Genomic DNA, 16,346 nt, shown 5'->3' on the forward strand with positions numbered 1-16,346 from the left:
GCCGGACGCCTGCGCGCTGGTCGCGGCGCGGGGCAGGCTGATGCAGGCGGCGCCGGGCCGGGGGGCGCGCGGGCCCCGCGCGCCCGCGCGGGGGACCACCGAATGGATCTAGCGAATCACCCAGAACGCCCATAGCATCCGGGCCATGGGGAACTTGCCGACTGGGGCGGCATCTCCCGCCGGGAACGCGGCTGTCCGCTTCCGGATCCTCGGCCCGCTCGAGGTGACGGTGAACGGCCAGGTGCTACCCCTCGGCGGGCCGAAACCACGGCTGCTCATGGCCGCGCTGGCCTTGCAGCCCAACGTCGTCGTGTCCACGGAAGTGCTGGTCGAGGTGCTGTGGCCGGAGACGGCGCCGCGCTCGGCGGCGGCCAACATCCGCACGTACGTGCACTCGCTGCGCCGGCGGCTCGCCGACTGCGCGCCGGAACTGGCCGATCGGATCAGCAGCCGCGCGTCGGGCTATCTGCTGACCGCCGAACCGGACGAGCTCGATCACGTTCTGTTCACCGGACTGGCCATGAACGCACGCAGCGTGCTCGAACGCGGCGAGCCCGAGGCCGCGCTCGGCCTGCTCGACCAGGCCGAGTCGCTGTGGCGCGGCGAGGTCCTCGAAGGCCTCCCGCACGATCACAGCTGGGGCGCGACTGTAGCCCGTCTGGGTGAATTACGGCTGTCGGTCCAGGAGCAGCGGCTCAAGGCCCGGATCGATGTCGGCCGCTGTGACGAGGCTGTCGCCGAACTCCGCGGCCTCGTGACCGAGCACCCGCTGCGCGAGGAACTCTGGGCTCAGCTGATCGCGGCGTTGCGCGCCGCGGACCGGACAGCCGAGGCGATCGAGGCGTACGAAGCCGCCGAGCAGGTCCTCGGCGATGAGCTGGGCGCGAAACCCGGTGCCCGGCTGCGCGAACTACGCGCCACGCTCGTCCCGGCCCGGGAAACCCCGGTGCTGCCCGAGGCTCCCGTCACCCCGGTCTGCCAGCTGCCGCTGGACCTGCCCGACTTCACCGGCCGCGACGACATCGTCGGCGACGTGGTCGCGCTGCTGCGCGAGCGCGCCAGCCGGGGCACTCCCGCCGTGGTCGTGCTCTCCGGGGCACCCGGCGTTGGCAAGTCCGCGATCGCGGTCCGGGTGGCGCACGCCGTGCGCGAGGTGTATTCCGACGGCCAATTGCACGTCGATCTGGCGGGCACGTCGTCCGCGCCGCGCGCGCCGATGGGCGTCCTCGCGGAACTGCTGCGGACGCTGGGAATTCCCGACGCCGGGCTGCCGCGCGAGCTGCCGGAGCGGGCCGCGCTGCTGCGCTCGCGGCTCGCCGGGCGGCGGATGTGCGTCGTGCTCGACGACGCGGGCAGTGCCGCGCAGGTGCGTCCGCTGCTGCCGGGCAGCGGGGCGTGCGCGGTGCTGGTCACCAGCCGCGTCAAGCTGCCGGACCTGGCGGGCGCCACGCCCGTCGACGTCGAACTGCTGCCCGAGCCCGAGGCCGCGCGGCTGCTGGAGGGCATCGTCGGCACCCGGCGGGTCGCGGCGGAGCCGGAGAGCGCGGCGATGATCCTGCGGCAGTGCGGTCACCTGCCGCTCGCGATCCGGGTCGCCGGGGCGAAACTCACGCACCGGCCCGGCTGGACGCTGCGGGTGCTCGCCGACCGGCTGCACGACGAACACCGGCGGCTGGACGAACTGCGTGTCGGCGACCTCGCCGTCCGCGCGAGCGTGACGCTGTCCTACGACCTGCTGCCGATGTCGGCGGCGACGGCGTTCCGCGGGCTCGGCGGGCTGGGCGCGGTCCAGTTCCCGGCATGGGTGGTCGCCGCGCTGCTCGGCAGGCCCGAGGCCGACGACGTCCTCGACGTGCTCGTCGACGCGCATCTGGTCGATCTCGTCGGTTCCGACACCACCGGCCAGCCGCGGTACCGGCTGCACGATCTGTTGCGCTGCTACGCCGTCGAACTCGCCGAGCAGGACGACGCGCGAAGATCGAGAGCCGCGACCAGACGGGTGCTGGAGGGCTACCTCGCGCTCGCCGTCGAAGCCGCGGCGCGGATGCCGATCCACTTCTTCGGCCAGTATCGCGACGAAGAGGCCGGGCATCCGCCGCTGCCGCCGGGGACCGACGGGCTGCTGGCCGATCCCGCCGCGTGGTTCGCCGCGGAACGGCACACCGTGGTCGCGGCCGTGACGCTCGCCGCGGAAACCGGCTGTGACGATCTGGCGTGGCGCCTGACCGCGGCGATGACGCCGTATTTCGACCTGCGCGGGCATCAGGACGACTGGCTGTCCACCCACGCTGTCGCGCTGGAAGCGGCGCGGCGTGCGGGAGCCGCGCACGGTGAGGCGATCATCCAGCGCAACCTCGGGCAGATCTTCCTCTACCAGGACCGGTACGCGGAATCGCAGGTGGCGTTCGAGCACTCGAAGGCGTTGTACGAACGGATCGGGGACGCGCAGGGCGCCGGGATCGCGCTGGCCGGGCTCGCCGCGATCGTGCGGATCCACGGCGACAACGAGACCGCGCTGGCGCACTGTCACGAGGCGCTGAAACTGTTCGCCGAGGCCGAAGACCGGCACGGCGAGGCCGTCGCCAGGATCGCGACGGGCGCGGTCTGGATGGCACGCCGCTGCTTCGCCGCGGCCGAACGCTGGATCCGCGACGGGCTCGAACTGTCCGTCGCCATCGGCGACCGGCACCGCGAGGCCCACGGGCTGAAGCGGCTCGCGCTGATGTACCAGCACAGGGGCAATCTGGCGGACGCGCGCGAGCACGTCGACCGCGCGATCGCGATCTTCTCCGAGCTCGGCGACGACCACTGCGTCGGTTACGCCAACCAGAACCTCGGCGAACTCTACTTGTACAGCGGGGATTTCGCGCACGCGCAGCTGTTGCTGATGAACTCGCTGAGCGTGCACCGGCGCAACGGCGACCGCCGCTCCGAGGCCGAGGTGTCGCAACTGCTCGGCGAGCTGCACGAGGCACTCGCCCAGCCGGAACGCTCGCGGACCTACTCCGAACGCGCGCTGGCGATCTGGCGGGAACTCTCCGCGCGCCCGCAGGAATCCGCCCTCGCCGACCGCCTCCGCGACCCCGATCCCCCGTCCCCCGAGGAGCCCCGAGGCCCCCGCCGCATCGCCTCCGCCTGACCCCTTCCAGCGATCTCGCCGGATCACGCGAGATCTCCGTCTGATCACGCGAGATCGCTCTTCGATCACGCGAGTGGCGTCTCTGATCACGCATATGTCGCGGAGCGGGTTTGTACAGATCGTGTACGCGGCGTGCGCAAGCTTCACCCGTTCTCATTCGTGTGGGTGAAGGGAGACCGGACATGGTCCGGAACGCGATGCTCCGCCGGGTCACCGCGGCGGTACTGGCCGCCGGGGCCGTCACGGCACTGGCCTCGACCCCGGCCACCGCCGGACCGGCGGCGCCGTCCGGGACCTGGCGGGCCGATCTGTCCACTGTGGACAACGACGACGTCAATGTGCGGGCCGACGGCGGAGTGCTGACGCTGGACAACGCCGCCTGGCACAGAACCGCGGCGGTGACCTCGGGCAGCGAGGGCAAGCTGCTGCTGGCCGAGCACCCGCTGGGCGGCCCGGCGAACCGCGTCGCCGCGCAGGTCGCCGCGGACACGCCCGCCGGAACCACGGTCGAGGTCGACGTCCGGGGCCGCACCGGCGCGAACGACTGGACGGAGTGGACTCCCGCGGACCAGGGCGCCGCGACGTTCGCCAAGCCGGTCGGCTCGGTGCAGGTGCGGATCTCGTTGTCCAGCACCACCGACGGCGTCCGTCCCACCGTCCGCGACGTCCGGCTCAGCGCCGACAGTGCCCCCCAGAACGCCCCCCAGAACGCCCCGCAGGCCAACGCCGTCGCGGCGGGAACCCCGTTGACGTACAAGGTTTACGGCACCCGCGAAGGTCTCGTCGGCGGTACCACCGCCAACGGGCACGTGATCACCTCGCGCGACCACTTCGTGTCGTTCCCGTCCGGAAGGTCGTTGTCCCCCAAGGGAACCGGCAACTACACCGCCCGAGTCTGCCGCACCGACAACAGCCGCTGCGAGTACGCGCCGGTGTGGGAGGTCGGCCCGTGGAACGAGCAGGACGACTACTGGAACCCGTCCGCGACGCGCCAGAAGTTCAAGGACCTGCCGCAGGGCAAGCCCGAGGCGCAGGCCGCGTACCAGGACAACTACAACGGCGGCAAGAGCGGGCTGGGCTACAAGGTGCAGAACCCGGCGGGCATCGACCTCGCCGACGGCGTGTTCTGGGACGGGCTCAAGATGTCCGACAACGGCTGGGTGAACGTGACCTACCTGTGGACCGGCTCCGGCCCGACCGGCGTCGTCACCACCGCCGGTGACCCGATGAACGTGCGCGCCGGCGCCAGCACCTCGGCCGCGGTCAAGGGGCTCGCGGCGAACCACGCCAAGGTGACCATCGAATGCTACGTCGAAGGGGACACGGTCACCGGCAAATTCGGCACCAGCAAGATCTGGGACCGGATCGGCCCCGGCCACTACGTTTCCGACACCTATCTGCAGACCGGCTCCGACAGCCCGGTCGCGCCGAAGTGCGCCTGACACCGCGAAGGTAAACGCCCTGATAACGAGTGCGGCTTAATTCCTCCAGCAGATCTTGAGCGGCGTATCGTTTACTACCACTACGGCGGGCCCGCCCCGCCGTTGACGCGAAGGCCCGGTGGACCCCCTGCACCGGGCCTTCGCCCTTTCGGGCATCCGGTCCCGTGATGACGACAATCGACGAGAACCACCACGACCCGACTGTCCTGCGACAACGGCTCAGTGGCGAAGTGCTCACGGCGGCCGACGACGACCACGACGCTCTGCTCATCGACCTGTCCGCGCTGCGGGCGATCACGGTCGCCCCGGTGGCCAGGACCGCACACCGTGCTGGCGGCACGACCTGGGCCGAGCTCGACGCCGCGACCCAGCGGCACGGACTCGCCGTCCCCGGTGGCACGGTCAGCGACACCGGTGCTCGACACCCTCGTCACGTACCTGCCCGGCAAATCCTCGCCGCTTTCGCTCGTGCCGATCTTCCCCTTGCAGGACGCGCACACGACGAAGGCCGCGGACGCGACGGCGTTCGGCGGCAACCGCACCCTGGGATTCTTCCGCCACAACGCCAACATCCGACCAGCGAATTCACATCCTTGAACAATCGCGGCACTAAAACCGGCCGAACGCGGCTATACAAACACGTCGCCATCATGGAAAACTCGGCGCGATCTTGTTCCCCACCGGATGGCGGGTACTCGTGAGCGTTTCCCGGCGGACCCTGTTGAGCACCGCGGCGGGTGCCGCGGTGGCCGCGACCAGCCTCTCCCCCACGGCCGCGGCGGCGGAAGACCTTTCGAGCCAAGAACATGCGCTGCGCACGGCAGCGGACTACGCCGTGACGAAGCTGCGCGCCGTCGCTCCCGGTGTCACGGCCTTTCCGGTCGGGACGAAGTTCGAGAAATGGACCTATTCGAGCAATGGCGACTGGGTGGGCGGGTTCTGGCCGGGAACGCTGTGGCTGGCGTGGCTGTACAGCGGCGACGAACAATTCCGTGCGCTCGCGCTCGCCTCGGCGGAGAAACTCGCGCCGCGCCAGAACGACACCGGCACGCACGACCTCGGATTCCTGTTCTACCCCTCCTGGGTCACCGCGTGGCGGCTCACCGGCGACGACCACTGGCGTGCCGGCGCGGTGCGGGCGGCGGATTCGCTGATCCAGCGCTACAACCCGCGCGGGCGGTTCATCCGGGCCTGGGGCAGGCTGGACGATCCGAAGAACGCGGGCCGGATCATCATGGACACGATGATGAACCTCGATCTGCTGGCGTTCGCGAGCAAGCAGACTCAGGACCCGAAGTACCTCGGCATCGCCACCGAACACGCGAAGACCGCGCAACGCGTGTTCCCTCGCCCGGACGGCTCGACGCCGCACGTGTTCGACTTCGATCCGGCCACCGGGGCGCCGATCGGCCCGGGCACCGTGCAGGGCTACAGCCCGGCGTCGTGCTGGTCACGCGGGCAGGCCTGGGGGATCTACGGGTTCACCACGATGTACCGGCGCACCGGGAACCCGGAATTCCTCGCCACCGCACGGAAACTCGCGGACTTCGCACTGAAGGCGCTGACGCCGGACCACGTGCCGGTGTGGGACTACCTCGCGCCGCAGCAGCCCTACGACGTCAAGGACGCGTCCGCCGGGGCGATCATGGCCTGCGGGCTGCTCGACCTGGCGGTCGTGGCGAAGCGACCGCAGTACCGCGAGGCGGCGCTGCGGCTGCTGACGGCGTTGTCCCGCACCTGCCTCACGACGCGCTCCACGCGAGCCGAGGCGATCGTGGCGCGCTGCACCCGCAACCGCCCCAGCGAGGACGGCGTCGAGATCTCGCTCCCCTACGCCGACTACTACCTGCTCGAAGGCATCCTGCGGGTGCTGCGGCCGCACGACGCCGACCGCGCGATCGACCTGTCCTCGGTCTGATCACGCGGCCGGCGCCCTCGGTGTTCAGTGGTGGTGCTGGGCGTGGACGACGGCGTGGCCGAGGCCGCGGCCGATCATCCACTTGTTGACCGGGACCGTCACCACGAAGGCGATGGCCAGGGAGATCACCAGCGACAGCCAGAACAGCACGCTGGTCAGCCCGGCGTCCATGGCGCCGGGGATCGCGACGATCACGGTGTTGTCGACGATCTCCATCACCGCGATCGACACCGTGTCCGCGGCCAGCGCGACCTTGAAGGCAGCACCGAGGCCGAGTCCCGACTTCAGCACGCCTCGCATGGTCAGCCCGTAGCCGAAGACGAACGCCAGCACGATCGAGAGCACCACGGTCGCCGCGTTGTGCAGGCCGAACGCGGTCCCCAGGATCATGCCGAGCACCTCGCCGATGGCGCAGCCGGTGAGGCAGTGCAGGGTCGCCGTGGCGGCCATCGACCAGCTGGCTCCGTGTCGCGTCTCGTTCATGCGGGCAACTATACCCCCCTGGGGTACTACCGCAAGAGAGACGACTTTCACGTCACCAGGCACGTCGTTCGCGGAATAACCAACGACGGGGAGCACCAATCCCCCCAGGGGTACCCAGCCGGAGCGGTCCGGACGCGGCGAGCGCGACAAACAAATGAGTAACCCTTTGCGTACTGCCCGTTGACCATCGTTACCTATTCCCCTACTTTCGCCCCAGGTCTCCACCGCGCGTAGACCGTTCGTGAGTGCTGTGAGGACCTGTGAGGAATGGGTGGGGATGCCGGCGCCGATGAAGACGCTCGTACTGGGTGTGGTGCTGCTTTCGGTGCTGTCCGCCGTGGCAGGCTGTGGCCGTCAGGCCGTGGACGGCGCGGCGCCGGGCAAGGAGCCACGTGTGGCGTTCGTGCCGAAGGTCGCGGGTATCCCGTACTTCGACGCGATGGACACCGGCGGCCGCGCGGCGGCGAAGCAGCTGGGCATCCAGTGGATCTCGAAAGGACCGTCCTCGGTGGACCCGGCGGCCCAGGTGTCGATCGTGCGGGACCTGGTCGGGCAGCGGGTGGACGTGATCGCGGTGGCACCGAACGACCCGATCGCGCTGGCCCCGGTGATCGCGGACGCCCGCGCCAAGGGCATCCACGTGCTCACGTCCGACACGGACGCGCCCGGCACGCAGCGCGAGGTGTTCGTCAACCAGGCGACCGCGGAGGGGGTGGGCACCGCGCTCACCGACGCGCTGATGGCCAAGACGGGCGGGAAGGGCAAGTACGCGATCGTGTCCTGCGGTCCCACCGCGGCGAACCTCAACGCCTGGATCGCGGTCCAGCGGAGCTACACCGCCGAGCGGTATCCGCAGGCCCAGCTCGTCGAAACGGTGTACGCCGGGGAGGACAAGGACAACGCCACCAGCCTCGCCAAGGAGCTGCTGGCCCGCCACCCGGATCTCACCGGGCTGGTCGGCGAGTGCACGACGTCCGCGCCCGGTGTCGCACAGGCGGTGCGGGACCAGCAGAAGATCGGGCAGGTGTTCACCGTCGGGGTCGGCACCCCGCAGGCGATCAAGCCCTATCTGCTCGACGGGTCGAGCTCTCAGTCGGTGCTGTGGAACGTCGAATCGCTCGGCTACCTGACCGCGTGGACGGGCAAGCAGCTCGCCGAGGGCAGGCAGCTCGCACCGGTCAACAAGGTCAGCCTCGAGCTGCCCGCGGTGAAATACGACGTGACGCAGCGGATGATCCTGCTGGGTGACCCGCTGCTGATCACCCAGCAGAACGTCGACCAGTTCAAGTACTGACCTACCGCACGGTGATCCTGACCGTGGCGGTGCTCGTCGCGGCGGGGAGCCGCCCCGTGTCGACGACCAGGTATTCGCCGTCGTCCTGGCGGCCGTCGGGCAGCAGCTTCGGCCCGAGCTGGTATGGCGGCGCGGAGTTCGTCACGTGGTCGATGCCGAAGTCGTTGTCGTTGGCCAATACCACGGTCCGGCCGCCGTCGGGGCTGAACACGCCCTCGATCTTGTCGTGCCCGAAGAACCCGCCCGCCGGGTCCAAACCGGACACCAGCGCGCCGACGTCCAGATGGAGTTTCTTCGACACCGGCTTGATCCCCGCGGCCGCGAGGTCGGCCGCAGCGGTCGCCGTGTCGTCGGTACCGACGTAGGCGTCGACGCTCTTGCCCTTGACCAGCAGACCGCCCTTCGCCGCGTCGTACGGCCCGGCCGTCGTGCGCGGGCCGGCGTCGGTGGCAGCGGCGAGGTCGATCTCGAACAGCTTCTTGTACGCGCCGGGCTGCGTGGCGCCGTCCCGCTCGTCGACGAGGAACCGGGTCGCCGACAGCGCGGTGATCTCGCTGACCGCCGTCTTGGTGTCCTTCGGATTGTCGAGCAGGTAAAGGAATTCGCGGGTGGCACGCGTGGCAAGGTCGACCGTGACGATCCGCACCGTGGTGACGTTGCCCGGTTTCTTGGTGAGATCGGGCTGCTGCAACGCGGACTGCATGATCCCCACCAGCGTCCGGCCGTCCGGGGTCAGCGTCAGGCCTTCCATGCCCTTGTTCGGCACGCGGTTCGCGAGTTCCTTCGGCAGCGAACCGTCGAAGGGCGACAGCCGCTCGATCGCGCGCCCGTCCCGGCCGAAGTGCGTGATGAACGGGCCGTACTCGTCCGACACCCAGAACGTGCCGTCCCGTTGCACGGCCAGCCCCTCGGAGTCGTAGCCGTTCGGGTCGGCGGCGAGTGGTTTCCCGGCCAGGTCGACGATCTTCTCGCCGGTGTTCGCCTGCGTGTTGACCCGCCCCGAATACGGCGTGCCGTCCGCCGCGCGCAGCGGAATCACCTTCTCCGGCACGGCTTTCCCGCCGTCCAGCCGGAACTTCCCGATCGCGGGGGTGAACGCGGGCAGCGGTTCGATCTTGCCGCCGTCCGGGCCGTCGACGTTCGGGCCGCGGTCGGTGAGCCCGTAGACCTCGTGCGGCGAGCCAGGCACCGCGGCCAGCGACGAGCCGTACGCGCCGCCCTTGATCTGGACGCCGCCGATGGTGGCCAGCGGCGCCACGTCCGCCGGGTACAGCTTCACCGCGTCGGACACCGTGTAGGTGAAGGAATCCGTGCCAGTGAACCCTGGCGCCGGGGTGTAGCGGAACGTGCCGGACGGGTCGATGCTCACCGAGCCGTGCGACGGCGCGGTGTGCCGCACCACCGACCCGAGCGGGCCGCGCAGCCGGTCGTTGGCCAGGACACCGTGGTGCCGCACATCGAGCGTCTTCCCGGCCCGTACGCGGTAGTGGTCGTCCCTGGCCTGCAGCCCCTGCGCCTCCGCTGTGCCCGCAGCGAGCACTGGCAGCGCCAGAACTCCCACCGCGGCAACGATTCTCGCCCGCTTCATCCGTCTCTCCTCCTCCGGCGTCGCACGACACCGGAGGAGGAGTCTGGGCGCCCGACATGGACGGATGCCGTCTTCGAGACGAAGGTGACGTTAACGACCACGCCGCACGTGGGTCGCGACCGCTCCCGCGCCGAGCACCAGTACCAAAGCGGTGACGCCCCAGCGACGCTGCGTTTTCACGCTCTCCGCGTGGGACCGCTTGGCATCGGCCGCCTGGCTCTGGCTCGGGGTCGGTGTCGCCGCCGGATGCGGCCGCTTCGAGGACGTCGGCGGCGTGGCTGGTGGCGCGGCGGGCGGCTTCGTGGCCGGAGGCGCCGAGGTCACCGGGGGCGGTGGTGGCTGTGGTGGCGGAACCACCGGGGCCACCGGCGGCGGCTCCACCGGCAACGGCGGCACCGGCGTCGGACTGGACGGCGGGCTCTTCGGCGGCTCGACGCTCGGCGGCGTGCTGGGTGGCGTGGTCGGCGGTGTGCTCGGCGGTGTAGTGGGCGTCGTCGGCGGCGTGCTGGGCGGGAGTGGCGGGCCGAGACAGCCCGCGGCGTCCGCGCTCACCAGCGGCGGGCCGGTCGCGACCTCGGTGACCGGGCCCGAACCGTCCCGCGGCAAGCGGTAGGTCACACTCCGGTGCCCGATCCGGTTCGCGGTGGCGTACAACGCGTCGTCCTTGCCGAGCACGACAGCGCCGTACGCGGTCGCGGGCGGGAAGCGCAGGCCCGGCCGTTCGGCGACGCGGCCGGTCGCCGGGTCGATGGTGACCACCGCGCTGCCACCGCGTGAGGACGTCGAGACGCCGTACAGCAACCCGTCGGCGGCGTCGTACGCGAAGTCGTCGACGCTGATGGCCAGCGCGATCGGGCGCAGCGCGACCTGGCCGACGACGCGGGCGTAGTCGGGGCTCGCCGGGTCGATGTCCACTGTGTACAGTTCGCCGTCCCGCCGCACGTACCAGGTTTTGCCCGCCACGGCGCCCGCGGTCGCGCCGGTGACCAGGCTCCACACCGGACGGCGCGCGCCCGCGCGCGCCACCGGGCCGAGGTCGGCGACCGCGTTGTGCCGGTCGATCGTCACCGCGTGCGCGCCGTCGGGGAACCGGCCCGCCGGGGTACCGTCCGCGACGGCGTAGACGAGGTCCTGTTTTTCCGCGTAGCCCATCGCGTTGACCCAGTAGCCGATCTTGGCCAGGGTTTCGGTGGCCCCGGAGGGTAGGGCGAGCCTGCGCAACGTCGACGGCGCGCCCTCGTGCTCGTTCTCGGCCTGCAGGACGACGCACTCCGCCGGCGCGCCCGCGGTGGACTCCGGCGGGGCGAGCGCGCCGGTCATCGCGAGCAGGCCCGCGACCGCGACGGCCGCCGCCAGAGCCACCCACTGTGCGCGCATGGCTCAGGAAAGCCGTTGCAGCGCCGCGCTGAACGCGTCCGCCGGGACCCTCGCGCCGCCGCTGAACGGGTTCTGCAGCTGGTAGATGGCGAACAGCAGCAACGTGACGGTACCGGCCAGGGTGGAGACGATGACGATGTGCGCGGCGAGCCTCGTCCCGCCGAAGAGGTTGGGCAGCAGCACCGAAATCAGGCTGCCGAGGATGAGCGCGAACCACACCACGCCCCCGACGTTGCGGTGCCCGGCGTTCTCGAGCCGGGTCTGGCGGGCCTGGAAGACCTCCCACAGCTGGGTGGTCGCCTGCTGCTTGCGATCGACGAGCCAGCCGTCCTGGCCGTCCACCTCGACGGCGGCCACCACCTGGCGCATCTGGTCGAGCTGCGACCAGCCGGTGTCGGGCACCTTCCCGCCGTCGGCCAGCCGCGGCCACTCCTGCTTCTCGACCGTGGTGACGTAGGCCTGTGCGAGCTGGCGCACCTTGTCCTTGACGTCCCCCGGCAGCGATTCGGCCGCCCATGTGGCGGCGATGACCCCGTTGGCCTCCTTGTACGAGTCCTCCCGCGCGGTGTTGACCGCGTCGAACAGCGAGATGAGCACGAACGCGACGAGCACCGCGTGCAGCCCGCCGATGATGGTGAAGACCTGACCTGCCGCGTCGTTGTTGTCCCGGCGCCCCTCGTCCCAGCCGAACCGGCGGACCAGGTAGCCGATCACCCCACCCACGACGGCGGCCCCGACGACCCAGAGGATCCCGGTGACGTAGATGTTCATCCGGTTGTACCTTTCCGGTGTATTCGACCCGGCGACTCGCTCAAACTAGTCACCTATTGAATAGGCGACAACCGGGGAATCGACGATTCATCCGAGTGGCCTTATTGGACGGCGGGCTCTTGGCCGTTCGGCCCAATTTCCCCGACCGGACCCCGCCGGACGCTCGCCCTGCGCACCAGCCATTCCCCCTGTGAACAAGGAGTTTTCCCGGTCGAGTGACGCTCGGATACATGCGGTCACCACTGTCCGAAATGATCATTTTCACCTATCGCGACAGAGCGGCTCCTGACCCGATCGTGTGCTTGTGTGATGCCCCCGGCTTGCTATGTTGAATCCGCGGTGCCCCTCGACCCGCGTTATGAGCGGAAATACGAAGAATCCCAGCTGCGTGCGTTTTCGCGCGCGGTCAGACACTCGACGATGGGTGGTTCTCACTGTGACTGTCACCGAGCCGGTCGACTCCGCGAACCCGACCGAACAACCGCAACTGAGTCTCGGCCGTGCCGCCGCGCGCACCCTGGCGACGACGACCAAGTCGGTTCCCCAGATGCAGGGCATCTCCTCCCGGTGGCTGCTGAAGGTGCTGCCCTGGGTCGAGGTCTCCGGTGGTACCTACCGGGTCAACCGCCGGCTGAGCTACACCGTCGGTGACGGCAGGGTGCAGTTCACCAGCGCCGGTTCCGAGGTCCGCGTCATCCCGGCCGAGCTCGGCGAGCTGGCACCGCTGCGCGGCTACGAGGACGAGGACGTGCTGGGCGAGCTGGCGCGCCGGTTCAGCCAGCAGGAGTTCCAGCCCGGCGACGTGCTCGTCGAGTTCGGGCACCAGGCCGACCGCGTGTACCTCATCGCGCACGGCAAGATCAGCAAGGTCGGCGCCGGCGCGTACGGCGACCAGACGGTGCTCGGCACCCTCGCCGACGGCGACTATTTCGGCGAAACCGTGCTCACCAACGGGGACGTGATCTGGGAGTACACCGCGAAGGCCGTCACCGCGTGCACGGTGCTTTCCCTGCCGCGTCAGTCGTTCGACGAGATCGTCGGCCGCTCGGACACCCTGCGCGATCACCTCGAGCAGTTCGTCGCGGGCGGGCAGCTGTCCCGCAACGAACACGGCGAGGCCGAGATCGACCTCGCGTCCGGCCACGACGGCGAACCGCAACTGCCCGGCACGTTCGTCGACTACGACGCCTCGCCGCGTGAGTACGAGCTGAGCGTCGCGCAGACCGTGCTGCGGGTGCACAGCCGGGTCGCCGACCTCTACAACCAGCCGATGAACCAGATCGAGCAGCAGTTGCGGCTGACCATCGAGGCGCTGCGCGAACGCCAGGAACACGAGCTGATCAACAACGGCGACTTCGGCCTGCTGCACAACGCCGACTTCGATCTGCGGGTGCCGACGCGCAGCGGCCCGCCCACCCCGGACGACCTCGACGAGCTGCTCGCGCTGGTGTGGAAGGACCCCGGGTTCTTCCTCGCGCACCCGAGGACGATCGCCGCGATGGGGCGCGAGTTCACCAAGGCCGGGGTGTACCCGGACTCGGTCGACCTCGGCGGGCACCACGTTCCCGCGTGGCGCGGCGTGCCGATCCTGCCGTGCAACAAGATCCCGGTGACCGAGACCAGGACCAGCTCGGTCCTGCTGATGCGGACCGGCGAGGAGGCACAGGGCGTCGTCGGCCTGCACCACACCGGGCTGCCCGACGAGTACCAGCCGGGGCTGAACGTGCGGTTCATGGGCATCAGCGATCAGGCGATCATCTCCTACCTGGTCAGCGCCTACTACTCCGCGGCCGTGCTGGTGCCCGACGCGCTCGCGGTACTGGAGAACGCCGAGATCGGACGGGAAGGCTGAGCCGTGACGCTCATCGAGGAACCCGCGGCACCGCCCCAGCAGTCCCTCAGTACCACCGCGGCGCGCAAACTCGCCACGACGACCAAGACCGTCCCGCAGATGCGCGGGATCACCCCGCGGTGGCTGCTTTCGCAGCTGCCGTGGGTCGGCATCCCGGCGGGCAGCTACCGGGTCAACCGGCGGCTCACCTACACCGTCGGCGACGGGAAGGTCACCTTCCTCGCGACCGGCGCGCAGGTGCAGGTGATCCCCGCCGAACTCGCGGAACTCCCGCTGCTGCGCGGATTCTCCGACGAACAGGCGCTGGCCGCGCTCGCCGAACGGTTCGAACAGCGGGAGTACGGGCCGGGCGAGGTGATCGCCACGGCCGGGTCCCCTGTGGACATGGTCGTGCTGATCGCGCACGGCAAGGTGAGCAGGCTCGGCGTCGGCGAGTACGGCGACCCGCAGCTGCTCGGCACGTCCAGCGACGGTGATCAGCTCGGCGGGGAGATGCTCAGCGGTGAGGCCAGGGAATGGGCGTTCACCGCGAAAACCGCGACAAGCTGCACCGTGCTGGTGCTGACCGAAGCGGCGTTCCGGGCGCTGAACGGGCGGGCGGACTCGCTGCGCGCGCACATCGCCGAGGTGCTCGCGAATCCGGAAAAGCCCCACAACAAGGCCGGTGAGGCGAGCATCGACCTCGCCTCGGGGCACGACGGCGAACCGCCGATCCCCGGCACGTTCGTCGACTACGACGCCTCGCCGCGCGAGTACGACCTCGCCGTCGCCCAGACCGTCCTGCGGGTGCACAACCGCGTGAAGGATCTCTACAACGACCCGATGGACCAGCTGGAACAGCAGTTGCGGCTGACCGTCGAGGCGCTGCGCGAACGGCAGGAGCACGATCTGGTCAACAACACCGATTTCGGCCTGCTGCACAACGCCGATCTCGCCCAGCGGATCACCACCCGCACCGGGCCGCCGACGCCGGAAGACCTCGACGATCTGCTGTGCCGCCGCCGCAAGACGCGCTTCTTCCTCGCACACCCCCAGGCGATCGCCGCGTTCGGCAGGCAGTGCACCGCGCGCAAGGTGTATCCGGCGAACGACGTGCTGGACGGGCGGCGGGTCACGACCTGGCGCGGGGTCCCGATCCTGCCGTGCGACAAGATCCCGATCAGCGAAACGGGCACGACGTCGATCCTGGCCATGCGCACCGGCGCGGACGATCACGGTGTCGTCGCGTTGCGGCCGGAATCGCTGCCCGACGAACGGCAGCCGGGGCTGAACGTGCGGTTCATGGGCATCAACGACCGCGCGGTGACGTCCTATCTGGTCAGTGCCTACCACTCGGCCGCGGTGCTCGTGCCCGACGCGCTCGGGGTACTCCAGGACGTCGAGATCGGCCGGTGAGATGAGCGCGACCGACACCCGCGCCGTCGAGCGGTCCGCCGGCGAAGTCCTCGCCTGGAGCCGGGATCTGCTCGATCCGGCGCTGCGCGCGGCGGTTGACCGGCTGCCCGCGGCGATGCGGCACATCTCCGGCTACCACTTCGGCTGGTGGGACGAACGGGGCGAGCCGATCCACGCCAGGGCCGGGAAAGCGGTCCGCCCGGCGCTGGTGCTGCTGTGCGCGGAGGCGGCGGGAGGGGAGGCCGTCGAGGCCCTTCCCGCCGCCGTCGCGGTCGAGCTGGTGCACAACTTCTCGTTGCTGCACGACGACGTCATGGACGGCGACACCACCCGCAGGCACCGGCCGACGGCGTGGAGCGTGTTCGGCACGTCGGCGGCGATACTGGCCGGGGACGCGCTGCTGTCGCTGGCCATGGAGATCCTCGCGCCGGGCGGTGCGGCCGGGGTCCGGGCGCTCAGCACCGCGACGCTGGAGCTGTTGGAGGGACAGAGCGAGGATCTCGAGTTCGAACGGCGCGCCGAGGTGCTGCCGGACGAATGCGCGCGGATGGCGATGGGCAAGACCGGCGCGCTGATCGGCTCGGCCTGCGCCCTCGGCGGTCTCGCCGTCGGGGGACGGCCCGAGCTCGTCGAGCGGTTCGGCCTGTTCGGGCGGTCGCTCGGGCTGGCGTTCCAGCACGTCGACGATCTGCTCGGGATCTGGGGCGATCCCGAGGTCACCGGGAAGCCCGTGTTCTCCGATCTGCAGAACCGGAAGAAGTCGCTGCCGGTGGTCGCGGCGCTGGCCTCGGGTGCCGACGGGATGCGCGAGCTGGCCTGCCTGTACGCCCAGGAACTCCCGCTTTCGGCGCCCCAGCTGGCGCGCGCGGCGGAGCTGGTCGAGCTGACGGGCGGCCGCGCGTGGAGCCGGTCGCAGGCGGATCTCCTGCTGTCGGAGGCGATGCAGCACCTCGCCGTCGCGAACCCGTCGCCCCGGCCCGGCGCCGAACTGGCCGCGCTGGCCCGGCTCCTCACCCACCGGAGCCGCTGACTCCACGGTCTCCCGCGCGGGGAAAGTCGGGTTCCCTTGCGCGGGAGCGTGTCCGGG

12 protein-coding genes are annotated in these 16,346 nt (G+C 70.4%); 8 read left to right on the top strand and 4 right to left on the bottom strand.

Going from position 1 to position 16,346, the window contains the following annotated elements; all coding sequences use genetic code 11:
* Positions 1–145 precede the first annotated feature (145 nt).
* The 4 genes from ACFWY9_RS42445 to ACFWY9_RS42460 all read left to right on the top strand — a co-directional run bounded on the left by ACFWY9_RS42445 (position 146) and on the right by ACFWY9_RS42460 (position 6,499).
* Complete coding sequence (locus ACFWY9_RS42445; protein ID WP_378322780.1) at positions 146–3,139, top strand: BTAD domain-containing putative transcriptional regulator; 2,994 nt, start codon at positions 146–148, stop codon at positions 3,137–3,139.
* A 182-nt stretch (positions 3,140–3,321) separates the two neighbouring features.
* Positions 3,322–4,581, top strand: a complete 1,260-nt coding sequence (locus ACFWY9_RS42450; RefSeq protein ID WP_378341544.1) for a hypothetical protein — start codon at positions 3,322–3,324, stop codon at positions 4,579–4,581.
* A 414-nt stretch (positions 4,582–4,995) separates the two neighbouring features.
* A complete protein-coding gene (locus ACFWY9_RS42455; RefSeq protein ID WP_378322782.1) occupies positions 4,996–5,178 on the top strand; it encodes a hypothetical protein in 183 nt (60 codons plus the stop codon).
* Positions 5,179–5,278: 100 nt separating this feature from the next.
* Complete coding sequence (locus ACFWY9_RS42460) at positions 5,279–6,499, top strand: glycoside hydrolase family 88 protein (protein ID WP_378341545.1); 1,221 nt, start codon at positions 5,279–5,281, stop codon at positions 6,497–6,499.
* 24 nt (positions 6,500–6,523) lie between these two features.
* Here ACFWY9_RS42460 and ACFWY9_RS42465 read toward each other — a convergent pair whose 3' ends face one another.
* Positions 6,524–6,982: a DUF4396 domain-containing protein gene (locus ACFWY9_RS42465; protein ID WP_378322784.1), complete on the bottom strand. Its 459-nt coding sequence runs from the start codon at positions 6,980–6,982 to the stop codon at positions 6,524–6,526.
* Between the two features lie 277 nt (positions 6,983–7,259).
* Between ACFWY9_RS42465 and ACFWY9_RS42470 the strand changes: the two genes are divergently transcribed.
* Positions 7,260–8,276: an autoinducer 2 ABC transporter substrate-binding protein gene (locus ACFWY9_RS42470; RefSeq protein WP_378322785.1), complete on the top strand. Its 1,017-nt coding sequence runs from the start codon at positions 7,260–7,262 to the stop codon at positions 8,274–8,276.
* Between the two features lies 1 nt (position 8,277).
* Here the strand turns inward: ACFWY9_RS42470 and ACFWY9_RS42475 are convergent, their stop codons facing one another.
* The 3 genes from ACFWY9_RS42475 to ACFWY9_RS42485 all read right to left on the bottom strand — a co-directional run bounded on the left by ACFWY9_RS42475 (position 8,278) and on the right by ACFWY9_RS42485 (position 12,012).
* Positions 8,278–9,864, bottom strand: a complete 1,587-nt coding sequence (locus ACFWY9_RS42475; RefSeq protein WP_378341546.1) for an esterase-like activity of phytase family protein — start codon at positions 9,862–9,864, stop codon at positions 8,278–8,280.
* A gap of 90 nt (positions 9,865–9,954) precedes the next feature.
* On the bottom strand, positions 9,955–11,241 hold the full coding sequence (locus ACFWY9_RS42480; protein ID WP_378341547.1) for a DUF6923 family protein: 1,287 nt from the start codon (positions 11,239–11,241) through the stop codon (positions 9,955–9,957).
* Between the two features lie 3 nt (positions 11,242–11,244).
* Positions 11,245–12,012 carry a hypothetical protein gene (locus tag ACFWY9_RS42485; RefSeq protein WP_378322789.1) on the bottom strand — a complete coding sequence of 256 codons (768 nt, stop codon included), beginning with the start codon at positions 12,010–12,012 and terminating at the stop codon, positions 11,245–11,247.
* Between the two features lie 436 nt (positions 12,013–12,448).
* On the opposite strand from ACFWY9_RS42485, the gene ACFWY9_RS42490 reads away from it, so the two are divergent.
* From ACFWY9_RS42490 to ACFWY9_RS42500, 3 genes are read left to right on the top strand one after another with little or no spacing between them, the layout of a single operon-like run.
* The gene (locus ACFWY9_RS42490) at positions 12,449–13,864 is read left to right on the top strand and encodes a family 2B encapsulin nanocompartment shell protein (protein WP_378322790.1); all 1,416 of its coding nucleotides are present in this window, start codon (positions 12,449–12,451) and stop codon (positions 13,862–13,864) included.
* A gap of 3 nt (positions 13,865–13,867) precedes the next feature.
* Complete coding sequence (locus tag ACFWY9_RS42495; RefSeq protein ID WP_378322792.1) at positions 13,868–15,259, top strand: family 2B encapsulin nanocompartment shell protein; 1,392 nt, start codon at positions 13,868–13,870, stop codon at positions 15,257–15,259.
* 1 nt (position 15,260) lies between these two features.
* Positions 15,261–16,289, top strand: coding sequence for a family 2 encapsulin nanocompartment cargo protein polyprenyl transferase (locus ACFWY9_RS42500; protein WP_378341548.1), 1,029 nt, complete (start codon positions 15,261–15,263; stop codon positions 16,287–16,289).
* Positions 16,290–16,346: the final 57 nt, after the last annotated feature.

Source organism: Amycolatopsis sp. NPDC059027 (assembly GCF_042739735.1).
GTDB lineage: Bacteria > Actinomycetota > Actinomycetes > Mycobacteriales > Pseudonocardiaceae > Amycolatopsis.